Raw genomic sequence first — 18,819 nt, 5'->3', positions numbered from 1 at the left:
AAGCGCAGCGCCACCGGGCACAACAATCAATGCGCGATCGGCTGCGCACCGTGCGGCTCGCGCACGTGCTTGTACTTGAACAGCGCGATGAACGCGAAGAACAGCACCAGCGAGTACCCGGCGAAGATCAGCCACACTGGCTGCCAGTTGGTGATGCCGTTGGTGGTGTACATCTCCACCACTTTACCGCTCACCACGCCGCCCAGAATACAGCCGAAGCCGTTGGTCATCATCAGGAACATGCCCTGCGCACTGGCGCGGATTTCAGGTTTCACCTCTTTTTCCACAAACACCGAGCCGGAGATGTTGAAGAAGTCGAAGGCACAGCCGTAAACAATCATCGACAGAACCAGCAGCACGGTGCCGAACGCGCTTGGGTCGCCATAGGCGAACAGACCGAAGCGCAACATCCAGGCGGCGATACTGATCAGCATGACGTTCTTGATACCGTAGCGGCTCAGGAAGAACGGGATGGTCAGGATGAACAGCGTCTCGGAGATCTGCGAGATGGACATCATCACCGACGCGTGTTCGACGATAAAGCTCCCGGCAAACAGCGGATCGTTATCGAAGCTGTGCAGGAAGGTATTACCGAACATGTTGGTGATTTGCAGTTCCGCGCCCAGCAGCATGGAGAAGATAAAGAAGATCGCCATGCGCTTGTTTTTGAACAGTGCGAAGGCGTCCAGGCCAAGCATGGTGCTCCAGCTCTGGTTTTTCTGCTGGTTAGATACCGGAATGGTGGGCAGCGTCAGGGTGAACAGCGCCAGCAGTACGGAGAGCGCCGCGCCGATGTAGAGCTGCATATGGCTCAGCTCGAAGCCCGCGAAGCTCACGCCCCACATCGCCATGATAAAGCCGATGGTGCCCCAGATACGGATTGGCGGGAAGTCGGTGACGATATCCAGACCGGCAGATTTCAGGCGATAGTAGGAGATGGTGTTGATCAGGCCAAGCGTTGGCATATAGGCCAGCGAGTTAAGCAGGATCACCATGAACATCGCCCCCGGCGTGGTCACTTCGGCCGCCATAAACAGCGTCCCCGCACCCACCAGGTGGCAAAGCATATACAGCCATTTCGCGCTTAGCCATTTATCCGCCACGATACCGAGCAGCGTTGGCATGAAGACAGCCGCAATACCCAGCGAGCTGTAAACGGCACCGATCGACGCACCATCGAACTTGAGCGTCACAAACATATAGGAGCCGAGTGTAGTCAGCCAGCTACCCCACAGGCAGAACTGCAGAAACGACAAGATTTTAAGCTGCAGCTTAAGGTTCATGTTACTTTCCTCACAAGTGAGCGGGAGATATGTTGTTTTGGGAACATTCAGGGTTGTTATTTGATGCAATTCTATCAGTTGGCAACGATATGTTTTGTTACCTCCCGCAAAAAAATGCAATCCACATTAATTTGCAGTCTGGATTGTGATGCAAATAGCATTTTCGTATGGGTGGGATGAGATGGGTGCGGTCTGATGTCCCCTCACCCTAACCCTCTCCCAGAGGGAGAGGGAACTTAAATACCCTCTCCCTCTGGGAGAGGGCAGGGTGAGGGGTAGTTTTCTAGCGGCGACGGTAGTTCTTCTGCGCCGTATTCACCTTATACAGATAGCGGCGTGATTCCGCAGACGGGTGGCGGGTGGTGAGGGTTGAGTAGACATCCCCCGGCGCCATGCTGTTGATGATGTTCGCGGCCTGCACTTTGTCATTTGAGAAGACGCGCAGCACGCTGCCCGCGCCACCGTTATAGGCGGTGATCACCGCATAGCGGCGTGAGGTTGGGTTATCAATCCCGCCCAGGTAGACATTGTTCAGCATCGCCAGGTAGGCCGTACCGGTATCAATGTTGCTTTGCGGATCGAACAGGTAGCTGCGGCTCGGCGTGCCGGATTTCCCCTGTGCGCGGAACACGTCTTTACCGGCGCTGTGCTGTACAACCTGCATCAGCCCCAGCGCGTCGGAACGGCTTACCGCGTAGGGGTTGAACGAGGACTCGGTCTGCATAATCGCCAGGATCAGCGACTCATCCACGCCATACTTACGCGACGCCTGACGCACCATGCCCAGATACTTATGCGCACGCTTGTCGAGGTGGTTCGGCACCAGGTTGATCGTGACGCTGTAGATCACTTTCAGGCCGTTGGTGCGGCTTTTCAGGCGCGTTTGCAGCAGGTAGTCGGCAAATTTCGTGGCGCGGCCTTCCCAGCGGATCGGCTGACCGGTCTGGTCAACGACCTGGCCATACAGAAACGGCTCTTTGGAGATGGTGATGTCATCGGCATCAGAGTAGAGGTCGATAGACCCCGGATCGTCGCCCATCAGCAGGGTTTTGATGATGGCCTGACGTAAATGCGCCGCAGGTTCAGTCCCTGCGATGGTTTCAACCGTAATCGTACCGTCATCGAAGTTGATGTGGCTACGGGTCTGATAGGCGTCGGTGTACTTAACGTAGTCCTTCGGTCCGGCAATAAGAACTTCGTTAAATCCCCATATGTTCTCGATGTTGTGGGCAAACTGCCCCATCAAAATGTCAAAACCGTTGGTGTCCTTGACCCAGGCTTCGTTGTATTCATCGCCTTTTTTGGAAGAACAAGACACAAGCAACGGCGCAACAAGGGCTAGCGCTAAAAGTTTTTTCATCATTCCGGGAGTGCGTGTTGTGTTTGCTTTGGGGGTGCTGTTGCCCGGCGGCGCTGCGCTTACCCGGCCTACGAAACCGTAGGCCCGTGCAAGCGCAGCGCCGCCGGGCAGCAGCCGCAGAGTATTATTTTTCCGGTGGCGTATAGCCTTCGATATGGACGTCTTTACCCTCGAACAGGAAGTTCACCATCTCCTGCTCCAGCAGTTTGCGGTGTTCCGGGTTCATCATGCTGAGCTTTTTCTCGTTGATCAGCATGGTCTGCTTCTTCTGCCACTGTCCCCAGGCTTCTTTGGAGATCTCGTTGTAAATGCGCTTACCCAGGTCGCCCGGGTAGAGCTGGAAATCCTGGCCTTCAGCGTCGCGCTGTAGGAAAGTACAAAAAATGGTTCTGGCCATACTCATTCCTCTTTGTCTTGCCGATGCTAAACCATTGCACCGACACGTAATTGCTGTAACAGGCGCTCCACGGGAGCCGCCAGCCCGACTGATGGCGGTTGCGCTAAGTTATACCAGAGAGCGTTGCCTTCATCCATGCACGACGTGAATGAGGACACGGGAAGCCACATCGGCACAATATCCAGATGGAAATGGCTGAAGGTATGACGGAACGCGTTGAGTTGCGTCAGGGTATCGGCCGCAATGCCGCGCTGTTCAAGCCATGCCCGAAGCGAGGCTTCATCCTCAAACTGTGGGAAGCAGTATAGACCACCCCACAGGCCACTCGGCGGGCGCTGAGCGAGAAACACCTCGTCGCCATGCTGCATCAGCAGCATGTACCCGGTGCGTTCAGGCAGCGTCTGCTTCGGTTTTTTCCCCGGATACTGCGCCCAGGTGTGGTTCGCATACGCCACGCAGAGGTTGTTTACCGGGCAGAGTTCGCACTTCGGTTTTGAACGGGTGCAGACCATCGCACCCAGATCCATCATCGCCTGGTTAAAACGCGCCACCCCTTCCGCCGGAGTGACCGCTTCACTGATCTCCCACAGGCGTTTCTCAACCTCTTTCTTGCCCGGCCAGCCATCTACGGCGTAGCAGCGTGCGAGCACGCGCTTGACGTTGCCGTCGAGAATAGGGAAATGTTTGCCTAAAGAGAGGGAGAGGATTGCGCCTGCGGTTGAACGCCCGACGCCGGGCAAATCCGCCACCTCGTCAAAGGTTTCCGGGAATTTACCGTTGTGGCGGGTGGCGACCTGCTGTGCGGCTTTGTGCAGGTTGCGCGCGCGGGCGTAATAGCCGAGGCCTGTCCACAGGTGCAGTACCTCGTCCAGCGGCGCGTTGGCCAGATCGGTGATTGTCGGGAAGCGCGCCATAAAACGCTCGAAGTAAGGAATGACCGTCGCGACCTGCGTTTGTTGCAACATCACCTCGGAGAGCCATACTTTGTAAGGCGTTTTTTCAATTTGCCAGGGCAGGGTTTTACGCCCGTATTTGTCGTACCAGTCCAGCACCTGGGCTGAAAATTGAGAGGCTTGCATGGTCATCGATTCGCTTAATCAGGGACGCAGATTGCAGCACAGCGTCAATCTGCTGTAAACCGGATCTTTCCCATGCTTGCATAGAAGCCTTAACTTTGGATAATGCCCGTTTCCCGAACATTCTCACAAGCAGACAACTCTTTTATGAAAAACGACGTCATTTCACCGGAATTTGATGAAAACGGTCGCCCGCTGCGCCGTATTCGCAGCTTTGTCCGCCGTCAGGGGCGCCTGACAAAAGGGCAGCAACACGCGCTGGACAACTACTGGCCGGTGATGGGCGTTGAGTTCAGCGAGCAACCGCTCGACTTCACCGACCTGTTTGGCCGCGACGCGCCAGTGACGCTGGAGATTGGTTTTGGCATGGGCACCTCGCTGGTGACTATGGCGAAAGCGCGCCCGGAGCAGAACTTCCTCGGTATCGAAGTACACTCGCCGGGCGTCGGCGCGTGCCTGGCAACGGCCCACGAAGAGGGCGTTGAGAACCTGCGCGTCATGTGTCACGACGCGGTGGAAGTGCTGCACAAAATGATTCCTGACAATTCTTTGAACATGGTTCAGCTCTTTTTCCCTGACCCATGGCACAAAGCGCGTCATAATAAACGCCGTATCGTTCAGGCGCCGTTTGCCGAGCTGGTGAAAAGTAAGCTCAAGCTGGGCGGCGTTTTCCACATGGCAACCGACTGGGAACCTTATGCGGAACATATGCTGGAAGTGATGTCGTCCCTGGACGGGTATAAAAATCAGTCTGAAAGCAACGACTACGTACCGCGTCCGGATTCACGTCCGGTGACAAAATTTGAACAGCGTGGCCATCGTCTTGGTCACGGCGTATGGGACTTAATGTTCGAGAGGGTGAAATAATGGCAAAGAATCGTAGCCGTCGACTGCGTAAAAAGATGCACATCGAAGAATTCCAGGAAGTGGGTTTCTCCGTTGCCTGGCGTTTCCCGGAAGGCACCAGTGTGGAACAGATCGATCAGGACGTTGATGCGTTCATCAACGAGGTGATCGAGCCAAACAAGCTGGCCTTCGACGGTAGCGGCTATCTGGCGTGGGAAGGTCTGATTTGCACCCAGGAAGTGGGGAAATGCACCGAAGAGCATCAGGCGCTGGTACGCAAATGGCTTGAAGACCACAAACTGGAAGATGTCCGCGTTAGCGAACTTTTCGACGTTTGGTGGGACTAATAAAGCAAGAACGGGCCAGCATTAGCTGGCCCATTTTGTCTGAGGGAGTGTTAAAAATGCGCAAAACGTTGCTGGCTGTTGCTTTACTGGCAATCGGAACCACCGCCCATGCGGAGTATAAATGTAGCGTCACCCCGCGTGATGACGTGGTGCTGAGTCCGCAAACCGTGCAGGTTAAGGGCGAGAATGGCAATCTGGTGATTACGCCGGATGGCAACGTGACCTTTAACGGCAAACCGCAAAACCTGACGGCCGCCCAGCGCGAGCAGGCGATGGACTACCAGGCCGAGTTGCGTACCGCGCTGCCCTGGATCAACGATGGCGCGCTGACCCGCGTTGAAAAGAGCCGCGTGGCGCTGGATAAAATCATCACCAAAGAGGTGGGGGAGAGCAGCAATATGCGCACCCGCCTGACGAAGCTGGATAAACAGCTGAAAGAGCAGATGAACCGTATTATCGAGACGCGCTCTGATGGCCTGACGTTCCATTATAAGGCGATCGATCAGGTGCGTGCCGACGGTCAGCAGCTGGTGAACCAGGCGATGGGCGGCATTCTCCAGGACAGCATCAACGAGATGGGCGCCAAAGCGGTGCTGAAGGGTGGCGGTAATCCGTTGCAGGGTGTACTGGGTAGCCTGGGCGGACTGCAAACCTCGATTCAGAACGAGTGGAAGAATCAGGAAGCCGATTTCCAGCAGTTCGGCAAAGACGTGTGTAAACGCGTGGTGTCGCTGGAAGACAGCCGGAAGGCGCTGGTGGGGACGCTGAAGTAATATTTGTGCGCACTGGGCCCTCACCCCAGCCCTCTCCCCAGGGGAGAGGGAGTTAGAGTTCCCTCTCCCTGTGGGAGAGGGTTAGGGTGAGGGCATCAGGCATTGCAGTCGTTGAAGAATGATATTTAACACTTCATCTTCGTTAACGCGAAATTCATTATTCCAGAACCGTACGACTTCCCATCCGTTCGTATTCAAAAACGCGGTACGACGTGAATCATAGTTCTCCTCATCCTGATGTTGCCCACCGTCCAGCTCAATAATCAGCTTCGCCTTAAAGCAGGCAAAATCCACGATATACGGCCCAACCGGCATCTGACGACGAAACTTATACCCGAAGAAACGACGACCTCTGAGCAAATACCAGAGGCGTAATTCTTCGGGTGTCATTTGTTTGCAGAGTTGTTTTGATTTTTCCATCCCCACACTCTGCCAGCCTTTCCCTCAGCCAGCAGAACGGGATGTAAAATCCTGAATCAGCCTTCAGGATTTTCAGCGAGGAACAGCTCAAGAAGGGAGTTTAAGAACAGCTTGCCGTGCTCGGTGATCTGCCAGGACTCATCACACTCGGTCAGATACCCCTGCGCCAGCGCCTCGTCAATCTGCGGACGAATCACCGACTCCGGCAGCCCGGTGTATAGCGCAAACTCCGCGCGCGGTGCGGCTTCCAGCAGACGGAAGCGGTTCATAAAGAACTCAAACGGCTTATCCGCCGCCTCGACGTCGTGCTGACGCTCCAGGTAGCGGCCTTCCATATACCCGCGCGGGTGACGCGTTTTGGCGGTACGCAGAATGCGTCCGTCCGGGAAGGTCACTTTGCCATGTGCGCCGCAGCCAATTCCCAGATAATCACCAAAACGCCAGTAGTTCAGATTGTGCTGACACTGATAGCCCGGCTTCGCATACGCCGACGTTTCGTATTGCTGATACCCCGCCGCGGTCAAAAGCTGGTGGCCCTGCTCGAAGATATCCCACAGCGCGTCATCGTCCGGCAGCACCGGAGGACGGGAACCAAACAGGGTGTTAGGCTCAATGGTCAGCTGATACCACGACAGATGCGGCGGATTCAGTTCAATCGCCTGACGCAAATCGTCCAGCGCTTCTTCGAGCGACTGATCCGGCAGGCCATGCATCAGGTCGAGGTTAAAGCTGCGCAGCCCAAGCCCCGTTGCCAGGTTTGCCGCGCGCTTTGCCTCTTCCGGGCCGTGGATACGCCCCAGACGCTTCAGCTTTGGCTCGCTAAAGCTCTGCACGCCGATAGAGATACGGTTCACGCCCGCACGCTGATACTCGACAAAACGGTCGGCCTCAACGGTACCGGGGTTGGCTTCCATCGTAATTTCAGCATCCACTGCCAGGTTCAGGCGTGCGCGCACGCCATCCAGCAGCGTCTGCATCGCCGGGCCTGAAAGCAGGCTCGGTGTACCGCCACCAATAAAAATGGTCTTCACTTCACGTCCCTGTGCGTACGATACATCGGCATCCAGATCGGCCAGCAGATGCGCGACGTAATCATCGTGCGGCACTTCGCCCTTCAGCGCGTGCGAGTTGAAATCGCAGTACGGGCATTTCTGCACGCACCATGGGATGTGAATATAAAGACTCAGAGGCGGCAAATTAGCCATTACGCAGTGCTTCCAGTAACAGTTTCAGGGCGCGTCCACGGTGGGAGATCGCGCTTTTCTCTTCGCGGGTGAGTTCCGCAGCGGTTTTGCCCTCGGTCGGGACAAAGAAAATCGGGTCGTAACCAAAGCCGCCGTTGCCCGCCGCTTCACGGGTGATCACGCCCGGCCAGCTGCCGTGACAGACAATCGGCGTGGGATCTTCCGCGTGACGCATGTAGACCAGCACGCAGTGGAACTGCGCGGTACGCTGTTCGTCAGGGACGTCTTTCAGGGCCACAAGCAGCTTTTCCAGATTCTGCTGGTCGGTGGCGTCCACCCCGGAATAGCGGGCGGAGTAAATCCCCGGAGCACCGCCCAGAAAATCCACGGCCAGACCGGAGTCATCGGCTATCGCGGGCAGTCCGGTGATCTGCGCGGCGTGGCGCGCTTTCAGAATGGCGTTTTCGATAAACGTCAGGCCGGTCTCTTCGGCGGACTCGACGCCCAGCTCGGTCTGGGCCACCACGTCCAGCCCAAAATCATTTAATAGCGAGGCCAGCTCGCGCACTTTACCGGCGTTACCGGTGGCGAGAACAACTTTCTGCATGGTTTAGTCCTGTTCTTTCAGAGCCGCGACTTCCGTCGGGATAGATTGCGGGTTAAGGATTTTTACCTGTTTATGCCGGCCAAGTTCACCTTTCTCAATGATGACCTGGCTTTTAGCGACGCGAAACTGTTTAGCCAGATATTTGGTCAGATGCGCATTCGCCTGGCCGTCAACCGGCGGGGCAGTGATGGCGACTTTTAGCTCGTCGCCATGCAGCCCAACAATACTGTCGCGGCTGGCTTTCGGCTGAATGTACAGCCGCAAAACCAGCCCGTCGGCGCAGGGGCTAACTGCACTCATAACGCCATCCACAGCCCCGGCAGCAGCATATTACCCGTCGCCTGTAACAGTTCCGCGATACCCATATTCAGCACGTACAGCAGCAGAACGAGAAGCATCGGGGAGAAGTCGATTCCGCCCATTGCAGGCAGCAGGCTACGAATCGGACGCAGCAACGGTTCAGTCAGCTGAATCAACGCGTACTCCACCGGGCTACGGCCCCGGCTTACCCAGCTCATGATCGCCATCACCAGCAGGACCCAGAAGATCAGCGAGCCGACGGTTTTAACCAGGATCAGAACGGCTGAAATCCAGATAATCGGCTGGAAAGTGATGACCATAAACAGCACGATCGCTTTGATAACGCTCAGAATAAACGCCATCAGCAGAGATGAACTGTCAATTGGCCCCATTGCCGGAATGACGCGGCGAAGCGGCCCCACAACGGGCTGCGTGATTTTCACGATAAATTGTGAGAATGGATTGTAAAAATCACAACGGGCCCACTGCATCCAGACGCGCAACAGCAGCGCCATCGTATACAGTTCAATGACCGTTGAAAGCAGGAAAGTCAACGTCTTCATGGCGTTCCTCAGGTTTCCTTATTATTGGGGGTAATCGCGCGCACCGAAAATTGCCGTGCCGATGCGCACCATGGTGCTGCCTGCCGCGATGGCGGCTTCCATATCGTCCGACATGCCCAGAGAAAGCGTGTCTACCGTGTCATAGCGCGCCTTAAGCGCCTCAAATGCTACAGCCATTTGCTGTGCCACGGCAAACTGCCTTTCATAACTTGACTCTGGCGCCGGGATAGCCATCAGCCCGCGCAGGGTTAAGCGCGGCAGCGCCGCCACGTCTGCCGCCAGCGCCTCCAGTTCGCCCAGCGTAATGCCGGACTTGCTGTTTTCATCGCTGATGTTGATTTGAATCAGCACGTTAAGCGCTGGCATCTCCATAGGGCGCTGGTCGCTCAGACGGGTAGCGATGCGCAGACGATCGATGGTGTGGCACCAGTCAAAGTGCTCTGCTACCAGACGGCTTTTGTTCGACTGTAGCGGACCGATAAAGTGCCATTGCAGGTCTGTATTTCCCCGTTCCCGGAAAGCGCGAATTTTATCCACGCCTTCCTGCACATAGTTTTCACCAAAGGCACGATGACCGGCGGCTATCGCTTCTGCGATGGCGCTCGCAGGCTTGGTTTTGCTGACTGCAAGCAACGTAATTTCTTCTGGAGCACGGCCGCAACGCGTTGCCGCGGCTGAGATTTTGTCCCGGACCTGTGCCAGGTTATGCGCAATGTCGTTCATTTTCCGAGGAGTAGTCTATGGATGTGGAAGAAATTGTGGCCCTTAGTGTAAAGCATAACGTCTCCGATCTACACCTGTGCAGTGATTCGCCACCGCGCTGGCGCAGGTCAGGCCGTCTTGAACCTGCGCCGTTTCCGCCCCCGGATGTGGAGGCGTTATTAAAAGCGTGGCTCAACGACGAACAGCAGGGCGCATGGTGGGCAAACGGGCAAGTGGATTTTGCCGTTACCCTCGCAGGCCGTCAGCGGCTGCGCGGCAGTGCGTTTAAGCATATGCTCGGCGTTTCGATTGCGCTGCGGCTGTTGCCGCTGACGTGCCCGCAGCTCTCTGCGCTAGGTGTGCCGCGAGCGATCCCGGAACTACTGTCCAATGACAATGGCCTGATTCTGGTCACCGGCGCCACCGGCAGTGGGAAATCGACCACCCTGGCCGCTATGGTCGATTTCCTCAATCACCATACGGACGGGCATATTCTGACCCTGGAAGATCCGGTGGAGTTTATGTACCAGAGCGAACGTTGCCTGATCCAGCAGCGGGAGATAGGCCAGCACAGCCCGTCCTTTGCCGAGGCGCTGCGCAGCGCGCTGCGTGAAGATCCGGATGTGATTCTGCTTGGTGAGCTGCGCGACAGCGAGACGATACGACTGGCGCTGACGGCGGCGGAAACCGGCCATCTGGTGTTAGCCACGCTGCACACGCGCGGCGCGGCGCAGGCGATCGAGCGCCTGGTCGACACCTTTCCGGCGCAGGAGAAAGATCCGGTGCGTAATCAGCTGGCGGGAAGCCTGCGTGCGGTCCTGGCGCAGAAGCTACGTCAGGATGTCCAGGGCGGGCGCGTGGCGCTGTATGAGCTACTGGTGAATACCTCGGCGGCGGCAAACCTGATCCGCGAAGGCAAAACCTGGCAACTGCCGGGCATTATTCAAACGGGGCAGCAGGCGGGAATGCAGAACTTTGAGCAGAGTCTGGCGGAGCGACGGGCGCAGGGGCGGCTGTAGCCCCGGCGCTCAGTAACCCTGTTCGAAATAGCTTTCGAGAATAATGACGGCTGAAGCTGAATCCACGCTGCCTTTGTTCAGCGCCCGGAAGCCACCGTGTTCGAACAGGCCAGCGCGTGCCTCGACGGTGCTCAAACGTTCATCGTGCAGCTTAACGGAGACGCCAAAGCGGCCATGGATTTTGTTCGCGAATTTGCGCGCGCGGGCGGTAAGCGGTTGCTCGGTGCCGTCCATGTTTAGCGGCAGGCCGACAATCACGTCGTCCGGCTGCCACTCTTTGAGCAAGCGCTCAATAAGGTTCCAGTCCGGCGTGCCGTCGTTAGCTTTCAACGCCGTGAGCGGGCGAGCGGTGCCGGTGATCCGTTGACCCACAGCGACGCCGATGCTTTTGGTGCCGAAGTCGAAGGCGAGAAGGGTGCCGCTCATTACGCGTGCCCCGCAACGCCAGGCATGGTCAGAATATCAATGCCAATCAGTTTTGCCGCGTCACGCCAGCGATCGGCGATAGGGGTTTTAAACAGGATATTCATATCCGCAGGGGCTGTCAGCCAGGCGTTGTCCAGAATTTCTTGTTCCAGCTGCCCTTTTTCCCAGGAGGCGTAGCCGAGCGCAACCAGCACCTCAGAAGGCTGACTGGCAGTGCCTAGCGTTTCAAGCACATCGCGAGAGGTGGTGACGACGGTGTTATCGGAGATACGAATGCTGGACGAGAAAACCGGCGGGGTATGCAGGATAAAGCCACGATCTTCTGCAAGCGGGCCGCCGAGCATCACCGGTTTATCGAGACGGATTTCCGGCAGCCGCGCTTCAGCAGGGATTTTCAGCTTGTCCAGAATGCCTTCCACCTGGAGGTTTTCCAGCGGCTTATTGATGATAATCCCCATCGCGCCGTCTTCGTTGTATTCGCAAATATAGACCACGGAGCGGCGGAAAATCGGATCCTGGAGAGCAGGCATGGCAATAAGAAAGTGATGCTGTAAATTCATTGTCAGAGGTACTGTTTCCTGGTTTAAAAAGCGACAGCGCCCAGTATGGGGATAAACACAGGCGCTGTCACAGGTTATTTCTGTAAACGTTTTTCGATAGCGTCCATCAGCATTCCGGTGATCGAGATCGGGAATTCCGCTTCGATTTCACGAATGCAGGTCGGGCTGGTGACGTTCACTTCGGTCAGGCGATCGCCGATGATATCGAGGCCGACGAAGATCAGGCCTTTGGCTTTCAGCGTAGGGCCGACGCGGCGGGCAATTTCCCAGTCGCTTTCGCTTAACGGACGCGGTTCGCCACGGCCGCCAGCCGCCAGGTTGCCACGGGTTTCCCCACCCTGCGGGATACGCGCCAGGCAGTAAGGCACCGGCTCGCCGTCTACGACCAGCACACGCTTGTCGCCGTCTTTAATGGCCGGCAGATAGTTCTGCGCCATGCAGTAGCGGGTTCCCAGCTCGGTCAGCGTTTCGGCAATCACGCCAATGTTCGGATCGCCCTCTTTCACGCGGAAGATCGACGCGCCACCCATACCGTCCAGCGGCTTCATGATGATGTCGCCGTGCTTCTGCCAGAATTCTTTCAGCTGCGTTTTGCTGCGGGTGACGAGCGTTTCCGGCGTCAGGTCAGAGAACCATGCGGTATAGAGCTTCTCGTTGCAGTCGCGCAGGCTCTGCGGCTTGTTGACGATCAGCGTTCCTTTCTCTTCGGCACGCTCAAGGATATAGGTGGCGTAAATGTATTCGGTGTCGAACGGCGGATCTTTACGCATCAGGATCACGTTAAGGTCGGCCAGGGCAATATCCTGCTCGGTACCGAATTCGTACCATTTTTCGTAGTTCTGCTCGACGTTAACGATGCGGGTGCGTGCGCGGGCTTCACCGTTGATCAGGTAAAGATCGTTCATCTCCATATAGTGGAGTTCATAGCCGCGACGCTGCGCTTCCAGCAGCATAGCGAAGCTGGAGTCTTTCTTGATGTTAATGTTTGCGATGGGGTCCATCACGATGCCGAGCTTAATCATCTTCTTCTCCGGTTATGGGTCAGGCTTTGCTTCAACCCAGATCGCCAAATCGCACCTGTAGCGCGGTAATGGCGGTGAGTGCCGTTGTCTCAGTGCGCAGAACGCGAGGTCCCAACAGAATATCAGTAAACTGGTAACGCGCCGTCATGGCAATTTCGTCAGCCGACAGGCCGCCTTCCGGGCCAATCAGCAGGCGTACACGCTCAACGGGCAGCGGCAGCGTATTGATGCTGGCGCTGGCGCGCGGATGAAGATTGAGCTTAAGCCCGCTTTCCTCTTCTGCACACCAGTCCTTCAGATCCATCGCCGGGCGGATCTCCGGGATACGGTTGCGGCCGCTCTGTTCGCAGGCCGCAATGGCAATTTTTTGCCACTGCTGGATCTTTTTGTTCAGACGTTCCGCATCCAGTTTAACGCCGCAGCGCTCAGAAAAAAGTGGCGTAATGAGGCTTACACCCAGTTCAATGGATTTCTGAATGGTGAACTCCATCTTTTCCCCACGCGACATCACCTGGCCCAGGTGAATGTGCAGCGGGGATTCCCGGTCGTCCACGTCGCCACGCAGCACCTTCACGTGCACGCTTTTTTTATCGGCGCGCGTAATTTCAGCGTCGAAAACCTGATTAGAGCCGTCAAAGAGCTGAATCGCCTGGCCTGCCCCCATGCGCAGCACGCGACCTACATGGTTTGCGGCATCATCAGACAGGGCGATTTCGCCGCCTGGGGTAATCAGTTCAGGGTGATAGATGCGAGGGATGCGCATAGTCAGAAATTCCATGTGTCATGCGATATAAGCGAATTGCCGTAGTGTAGGTTAGCTCTTTTGCGCCTGGCAAGCCCGCTGGACGTAAGGGTTGTGATTCCCCTGGACTTTGGCGATACGTTCGTCGCGCTGGCATTCCCAGTCCGTCACCGGGTAGAGCTTGTCCCAGGCATTGAAGAGCTGCGTCTGCTGGCGGGAAAGATTGAGATCGTAGCGGTCGCGCATATAGAAATAAGTGCGGGCGATGCTGCCGCGTGCGCGGGCAGGTGGTTCGGCGACTTTCTCTTTGAAATCGACCTTCATGGCGCACTGACCGTACTGGCCTTCGCCACCGTTCCACTGGCTGTACATGAAGTTTCCGCGGTCGCCATTAACCTCACCCACGGCGGGTTGCAGGTTGTGCATATCGCTTTCCATCTGGCGGTAGACCGGATCTTTTGCGCAATTTTTACGTCCACCGTCCTGCCAGCACTGGCGCTGGTGGCCAAACTGCCAGGCCGGAACAACGTGTTCCCATTCGATTCGGCTGGCGCGGTTCTCGTTCTTGCGCACCTTATAGCCGCAGGATCCCAGATCCACGACCCCTTTCTTACCCTGCCAGTTAATTTTACAGCCGCAGTAGAAATCACCCGGTACGTCGGCGTTAATCTTTACGCCCGCGGTTTTTGCCTGAGAGAAACTGTGAATACCGTCGGCCAGAGCATGGCCGGAGAGCGCTGTCGCCAGAAAAGCGACCGCGAGAGAAACATTACGGGACATCTTACACTCCGTGTCAAAACGAGCCCGCAACGTAACGAATGTTGTTCCCGTATGCAATCAGTCAGATCAGGAAAGTTCCTGAAAGTTCGAGTGATTATTCCGCAACCAGCGGTTCGCCGCATTTAACGCAGCGATAGGTCGCCTCGCCGCGCACCACGCGGTTATGGCGGCGGACGGTAAGCTGGTGCTGCTGACACTGGCAGCGGTAGGGGAAGGTATTGCGGCGTACCGATTCCAGCTCGAACTGATGGGTGCGGCGGGCCGGAACCCCGAGCACCGCCTCCATCATCCATTTCCACTCTTTGCCGTGCGGCGCGACGCGGCCAAAGTGTTTCCACACCAGCAGGTGCGCCAGCTCGTGCGGGACGACTTCGTCGATAAACGCCTGCTGGTTTTCCATCATCAGCACCGGATTCAGGCGGATCTCATACGAATCCAGCCAGGCGGTGCCTGCCGCGGTGCCACGCTGCTGATAGACCAGCTTCGGTTCAGGATAATTGCGGCCGAGCTTCAGGTTGGCCTGGGCGAGTTTTTCCCGCAGGCTGCGCATGACGGCTTGCTGAATGGCGATGGGGAGACGGGGAGCTTTCATAGGGGCAGAGCATAAAGCGGGAAGCGGGGAGGCGCAAGAGGCGCCTCCCGCAGGAGGATCAGTCGTGTGCGCCGATTTCGCGCAGAGGACGACCTTTCATCAGGTTACGTTCAATGTGTTCCAGTGAAACATGTTTGGTTTCAGGAACCAGCCAGATAGTGAGAACGATAAAGAACAGGTTCAGACCGGCGTAGACCCAGAAGGTATTGGCGTTACCCAGGGTATTGAGCATGGTCAGGAACGTTGCGCCGACGATCATGTTGGCAATCCAGTTGGTTGCGGTAGAACAGGTGATACCAAAATCACGCCCTTTCAGCGGCTGGATCTCAGAGCACAGCACCCAAATCAGCGGACCGGCGCTCATCGCAAACCCAATGATAAACATCAGCAGCATCGCCACGGCGAAGTACTGTGCCGTTGGGGAATGAATGCCCATGTGCATCATGGTACCCAGCACGCCCATCCCGACGGCCATCACCAGGAAGCCTAGCGTCAGGGTTGGCTTACGTCCCCAGCGGTCCACCAGACCGATAGCGATAAAGGTCGCCAGCACGTTGGTCAGGCCGACGATCACGGTGCCCCACATCTGCTCGGTGGTGTTGGTGTAGCCCGCCAGTTCGAAGATTTTCGGCGCGTAATACATGATGACGTTCATCCCGGTGAACAGTTGCATGATCTGTAACAGCACACCGAGGAACACCGCGCGGCGGAAGTTGCTGTTCTCTTTGAACAGCGCCCAGCCGGACTGTTTGACCTTCAGGCTTTCGCGGATCTCTTCCAGCTCGTTTTTGGCTTCGGCGCTGGTATCACGCAGGCGTAAGAGCACGCGTTCGGCATCATGGAAGCGGCGTTTGGCGGCGAACCAGCGCGGACTGTCCGGCAGGAAGAAGACGCCAATCAGCAGCAGGATGGCTGGAATGATGATTACCCCCAGCATCCAGCGCCATGCGCCGCTGTAGCTGAATGCGGTATCCGAGAGATAAGCCCCCAGAATACCGATGGTGATCATCAGCTGATACATGGAAATCATGCTGCCGCGGATTTTTTCCGGAGCGATTTCAGACAGGTACAGCGGGGCAGTATAAGACGCCACGCCCACTGCCAGACCGAGCAGCACGCGGGAGATGATCAGCACTTCAACGTTAGGCGCAGCGGCAGAGAACAGTGAGCCGGCAACGAACAGGATCGCGCCGATCATCAGGCTCTTTTTACGCCCGAGCTTAAAGGAGAGCCAGCCGCTACCGACCGCGCCGACGGCGGCGCCGAACATCATGGAGCTAACCACCCATTCCTGAGTGTGTGCGCTAATCTGGAACTCATCGGTGATGAAAGGTAATGCACCGGCAATTACGCCAATATCCAGGCCAAAGAGTAATCCTGCCAGAGCGGCGAGGAAGCAGACGAAGAACGTCATTGCCTTATTGGACGTACGCCCCTGTTTATTATTGTCAGGCATTATGCCCTCCAGTTGGGTTATCAGTTTTTACGATATTAAGAGTAGGTGAGCGGCTCATAAAAATATGTGAGTCAAATCACAACGGTGTAATCGGTTACACTGACTTGTAACCGTAAAAATAATTAAAGCTTTGAAAATATAGAGGTAAATTAATTGATGTGCATCGCGTTTGCACAAATTTCAGACTTAACTGAAAGGGAATGTAACAGCAGAAGAAATGCGTTCATGCAAAGAGAATATTCTGAAAGCGGGGTATAGAGAGTGAGGTGTAAACGGTTCCAAACATTGCCGGGTGGCGGCTGCGCCTTACCCGGCCTACAAAAACTCACTACCCGTAGGTCGGGTAAGGCATAGCCGCCACCCGACATAAAAAAGGCCAGCACAAAGGCTGGCCTGTTTAAGCTACTGGCAGTCGATTATTTCAGACCGGCAGCATCACGCAGCAGGGCGGCTTTGTCGGTTTTTTCCCATGGGAAATGTTCGCGGCCAAAGTGACCGTACGCTGCGGTTTCCTGGTAGATTGGGTGCAGCAGATCCAGCATCTGAATCAGACCGTATGGACGCAGGTCGAAGAACTCACGCACCAGCAGGGTCAGCTGTTCAGAAGGCACTTTTTCAGTACCGAAGGTTTCCACCATGATGGAGGTTGGCTCAGCCACGCCGATAGCGTAGGAAACCTGGATCTCACAGCGGTCAGCCAGACCGGCAGCAACGATGTTTTTCGCTACATAACGTGCAGCGTACGCCGCAGAACGGTCAACTTTAGACGGATCTTTACCGGAGAATGCGCCGCCGCCGTGACGTGCCATGCCGCCGTAGGTATCTACGATGATTTTACGACCGGTCAGACCGCAGTCACCCATTGGGCCGCCGATAACAAAGCGTCCGGTTGGGTTGATGAAGAATTTGGTCGCAGAGCTCAGCCATTCAGTTGGCAGAACCGGCTTGATGATCTCTTCCATCACCGCTTCTTGCAGGGATTTCTGGTCAATCTCTTCAGCATGCTGCGTGGAAAGAACCACTGCATCGATACCGACGATTTTCCCGTCGTCATACTGGAAGGTCACCTGGCTTTTCGCATCCGGACGCAGCCACGGCAGGGTGCCGTTTTTACGCACTTCAGCCTGACGCTGCACCAGACGGTGGGCGTAGGTTACCGGCGCTGGCATCAGCACGTCGGTTTCGTTGGTTGCGTAGCCGAACATCAGGCCCTGGTCGCCCGCGCCCTGTTCCAGCGGATCGGCACGGTCAACGCCCTGGTTGATGTCCGGAGACTGTTTGCCAATCGCGCTCAGTACGGCGCAGGAGTTGGCATCAAAGCCCATATCAGAATGTACATAGCCAATCTCACGCACCGTGTTACGGGTGATCTCTTCGATATCAACCCATGCGCTGGTGGTGATCTCACCGCCAACCAGAACCATGCCGGTTTTGACATAGGTTTCACACGCTACGCGCGCCTTTGGATCCTGCGCGAGGATCGCATCCAGCACCGCATCGGAGATTTGGTCAGCAATTTTATCAGGATGTCCTTCTGATACGGACTCGGACGTAAACAGGTGTTTTGCCATGTTTTATTTCACCTAAGAGGAATTTGGTTAGCTCAAGCTGCTGTGTGGAATAGCCATAGGAGATAATTCTACCAAGGCCTACAGGATTTTGACACTGGCAGTCTGAGTGTTAATCGGTATGGATGGATTAACATCTGGACGTCTATTTTAGGTCACTTCTTCACCTGATTTCCAGTTTTTTTTGACTCACCTCTCACTGTGTTGAAAACGCTGCTGGAAATTTTTCCTGACGACGCTGGCAACATGCGCATTTTTGTTTTGCTTTTTAGCGACCTTCTCGGTATAAAACGCGGCGCGCGGCTCATATAAAATAAGCGCTCGATGAACACATCGTGTCGCCACTTCCAGCCGGGTTAAGCAGTGAACTTTTAGCTTTGGCTTGTGGTCCGTTTCAGCAGAGGCGGCCGTGGAGGTGATACGAGATAATGAACCATCGTTTTCCGCTCATTCAGCGCAGCCGTTCTGGCGCGCATTTGATTCCCACCCGCACTTCTGGTCTAAACACCTGCCGATGTTATACCCATCTCGGTGCTTCTCAGGATTCCAGAGCCGGTCACGCTTTGTGAAAACTGAACAAGGGCGCTCTTGTTAATACAGGAGTTTTCTCGTGGTTTCGCCGAACCTTGTCATACAGAGTTCGGATACGTGTTTTACAATGATATGAATAAGAAACCGGTCGCACGGTCTGGATTTCAGCATACTCTGCTGGGAAATGGAGCCGTTAATGGGTTGTTATCGCCGTATAACGCTGCGATAGTAGTCAACTGTTTTACACTTAATACAAAGAGTTGAG

Annotated in this window: 24 protein-coding genes; 6 read left to right on the top strand and 18 right to left on the bottom strand. The window is 55.9% G+C overall.

What is annotated here, in order from left to right:
* Positions 1–26: 26 nt before the first annotated feature.
* The 4 genes from ACQG1Y_RS19435 to mutY form a co-directional block, all read right to left on the bottom strand.
* Positions 27–1,283, bottom strand: coding sequence for a nucleoside permease (locus ACQG1Y_RS19435; RefSeq protein WP_015571846.1), 1,257 nt, complete (start codon positions 1,281–1,283; stop codon positions 27–29).
* 283 nt (positions 1,284–1,566) lie between these two features.
* Positions 1,567–2,643, bottom strand: a complete 1,077-nt coding sequence (mltC, locus tag ACQG1Y_RS19430; RefSeq protein WP_017382930.1) for a membrane-bound lytic murein transglycosylase MltC — start codon at positions 2,641–2,643, stop codon at positions 1,567–1,569.
* Between the two features lie 124 nt (positions 2,644–2,767).
* Positions 2,768–3,040 carry an oxidative damage protection protein gene (locus tag ACQG1Y_RS19425; protein WP_003862425.1) on the bottom strand — a complete coding sequence of 91 codons (273 nt, stop codon included), beginning with the start codon at positions 3,038–3,040 and terminating at the stop codon, positions 2,768–2,770.
* 26 nt (positions 3,041–3,066) lie between these two features.
* A complete protein-coding gene (gene mutY / locus ACQG1Y_RS19420) occupies positions 3,067–4,119 on the bottom strand; it encodes an A/G-specific adenine glycosylase (protein ID WP_169810064.1) in 1,053 nt (350 codons plus the stop codon).
* 144 nt (positions 4,120–4,263) lie between these two features.
* On the opposite strand from mutY, the gene trmB reads away from it, so the two are divergent.
* The 3 genes from trmB to ACQG1Y_RS19405 are packed head-to-tail and all read left to right on the top strand — an operon-like array spanning position 4,264 to position 6,082.
* Positions 4,264–4,983, top strand: coding sequence for a tRNA (guanosine(46)-N7)-methyltransferase TrmB (trmB, locus tag ACQG1Y_RS19415; RefSeq protein WP_015571843.1), 720 nt, complete (start codon positions 4,264–4,266; stop codon positions 4,981–4,983).
* The gene (locus ACQG1Y_RS19410; RefSeq protein WP_003862421.1) at positions 4,983–5,309 is read left to right on the top strand and encodes a YggL family protein; all 327 of its coding nucleotides are present in this window, start codon (positions 4,983–4,985) and stop codon (positions 5,307–5,309) included. Before trmB ends, ACQG1Y_RS19410 begins: the two co-directional genes overlap by 1 nt.
* Before the next feature lie 56 nt (positions 5,310–5,365).
* Complete coding sequence (locus tag ACQG1Y_RS19405; RefSeq protein WP_015571842.1) at positions 5,366–6,082, top strand: DUF2884 domain-containing protein; 717 nt, start codon at positions 5,366–5,368, stop codon at positions 6,080–6,082.
* Positions 6,083–6,163: 81 nt separating this feature from the next.
* On the opposite strand, the gene ACQG1Y_RS19400 is transcribed toward ACQG1Y_RS19405, so the two are convergent.
* From ACQG1Y_RS19400 to ACQG1Y_RS19375, 6 genes are read right to left on the bottom strand one after another with little or no spacing between them, the layout of a single operon-like run.
* Positions 6,164–6,502 carry an endonuclease domain-containing protein gene (locus tag ACQG1Y_RS19400; RefSeq protein ID WP_063933123.1) on the bottom strand — a complete coding sequence of 113 codons (339 nt, stop codon included), beginning with the start codon at positions 6,500–6,502 and terminating at the stop codon, positions 6,164–6,166.
* A 56-nt stretch (positions 6,503–6,558) separates the two neighbouring features.
* Positions 6,559–7,707 (bottom strand): radical SAM family heme chaperone HemW, encoded by a 1,149-nt coding sequence (gene hemW / locus ACQG1Y_RS19395; protein ID WP_045141926.1) that lies wholly within the window; start codon positions 7,705–7,707, stop codon positions 6,559–6,561.
* Positions 7,700–8,293: an XTP/dITP diphosphatase gene (locus tag ACQG1Y_RS19390; protein ID WP_045327517.1), complete on the bottom strand. Its 594-nt coding sequence runs from the start codon at positions 8,291–8,293 to the stop codon at positions 7,700–7,702. The genes hemW and ACQG1Y_RS19390 overlap by 8 nt, the downstream gene beginning before the upstream one ends.
* Before the next feature lie 3 nt (positions 8,294–8,296).
* Positions 8,297–8,593 carry a DUF167 family protein YggU gene (gene yggU / locus ACQG1Y_RS19385; protein WP_023304404.1) on the bottom strand — a complete coding sequence of 99 codons (297 nt, stop codon included), beginning with the start codon at positions 8,591–8,593 and terminating at the stop codon, positions 8,297–8,299.
* The gene (locus tag ACQG1Y_RS19380; RefSeq protein ID WP_015571838.1) at positions 8,590–9,156 is read right to left on the bottom strand and encodes a YggT family protein; all 567 of its coding nucleotides are present in this window, start codon (positions 9,154–9,156) and stop codon (positions 8,590–8,592) included. The genes yggU and ACQG1Y_RS19380 overlap by 4 nt, the downstream gene beginning before the upstream one ends.
* 21 nt (positions 9,157–9,177) lie before the next feature.
* Positions 9,178–9,879, bottom strand: coding sequence for a YggS family pyridoxal phosphate-dependent enzyme (locus ACQG1Y_RS19375; protein WP_017692690.1), 702 nt, complete (start codon positions 9,877–9,879; stop codon positions 9,178–9,180).
* A 17-nt stretch (positions 9,880–9,896) separates the two neighbouring features.
* On the opposite strand from ACQG1Y_RS19375, the gene ACQG1Y_RS19370 reads away from it, so the two are divergent.
* Positions 9,897–10,877 (top strand): type IV pilus twitching motility protein PilT, encoded by a 981-nt coding sequence (locus ACQG1Y_RS19370; RefSeq protein WP_032669250.1) that lies wholly within the window; start codon positions 9,897–9,899, stop codon positions 10,875–10,877.
* A gap of 9 nt (positions 10,878–10,886) precedes the next feature.
* Here the strand turns inward: ACQG1Y_RS19370 and ruvX are convergent, their stop codons facing one another.
* The 8 genes from ruvX to metK form a co-directional block, all read right to left on the bottom strand.
* Entirely contained in the window at positions 10,887–11,303 is a 417-nt protein-coding gene (ruvX, locus tag ACQG1Y_RS19365) for a Holliday junction resolvase RuvX (RefSeq protein ID WP_006811925.1), read from the bottom strand.
* Positions 11,303–11,863, bottom strand: coding sequence for a YqgE/AlgH family protein (locus ACQG1Y_RS19360; RefSeq protein ID WP_006811924.1), 561 nt, complete (start codon positions 11,861–11,863; stop codon positions 11,303–11,305). The genes ruvX and ACQG1Y_RS19360 overlap by 1 nt, the downstream gene beginning before the upstream one ends.
* A gap of 74 nt (positions 11,864–11,937) precedes the next feature.
* Positions 11,938–12,885: a glutathione synthase gene (gene gshB / locus ACQG1Y_RS19355; protein ID WP_015571835.1), complete on the bottom strand. Its 948-nt coding sequence runs from the start codon at positions 12,883–12,885 to the stop codon at positions 11,938–11,940.
* Positions 12,886–12,916: 31 nt separating this feature from the next.
* Positions 12,917–13,648, bottom strand: coding sequence for a 16S rRNA (uracil(1498)-N(3))-methyltransferase (rsmE, locus tag ACQG1Y_RS19350; RefSeq protein WP_045343973.1), 732 nt, complete (start codon positions 13,646–13,648; stop codon positions 12,917–12,919).
* Between the two features lie 51 nt (positions 13,649–13,699).
* Entirely contained in the window at positions 13,700–14,407 is a 708-nt protein-coding gene (gene endA, locus ACQG1Y_RS19345) for a deoxyribonuclease I (protein WP_003860034.1), read from the bottom strand.
* A 94-nt stretch (positions 14,408–14,501) separates the two neighbouring features.
* Positions 14,502–14,999 (bottom strand): SprT family zinc-dependent metalloprotease, encoded by a 498-nt coding sequence (locus ACQG1Y_RS19340; protein WP_047057511.1) that lies wholly within the window; start codon positions 14,997–14,999, stop codon positions 14,502–14,504.
* A gap of 58 nt (positions 15,000–15,057) precedes the next feature.
* Complete coding sequence (gene galP, locus ACQG1Y_RS19335; RefSeq protein ID WP_426736968.1) at positions 15,058–16,455, bottom strand: galactose/proton symporter; 1,398 nt, start codon at positions 16,453–16,455, stop codon at positions 15,058–15,060.
* 416 nt (positions 16,456–16,871) lie between these two features.
* The gene (gene metK / locus ACQG1Y_RS19330; RefSeq protein ID WP_003860037.1) at positions 16,872–18,026 is read right to left on the bottom strand and encodes a methionine adenosyltransferase; all 1,155 of its coding nucleotides are present in this window, start codon (positions 18,024–18,026) and stop codon (positions 16,872–16,874) included.
* 425 nt (positions 18,027–18,451) lie between these two features.
* On the opposite strand from metK, the gene ACQG1Y_RS19325 reads away from it, so the two are divergent.
* Together ACQG1Y_RS19325 and yqgB are read left to right on the top strand one after the other, a co-directional pair.
* Positions 18,452–18,592, top strand: coding sequence for a hypothetical protein (locus ACQG1Y_RS19325; protein ID WP_418235904.1), 141 nt, complete (start codon positions 18,452–18,454; stop codon positions 18,590–18,592).
* Between the two features lie 94 nt (positions 18,593–18,686).
* Entirely contained in the window at positions 18,687–18,818 is a 132-nt protein-coding gene (yqgB, locus tag ACQG1Y_RS19320; protein ID WP_057979949.1) for an acid stress response protein YqgB, read from the top strand.
* The last annotated feature ends 1 nt before the right edge of the window (position 18,819 follow it).

The organism is Enterobacter cloacae complex sp. 397G4 (assembly GCF_050031515.1).
GTDB classification, from domain to species: Bacteria; Pseudomonadota; Gammaproteobacteria; order Enterobacterales; family Enterobacteriaceae; genus Enterobacter; species Enterobacter hormaechei_C.
Note: the sequence above shows the minus strand (reverse complement) of the source record. Positions and strands in the feature narration are given on the sequence as shown.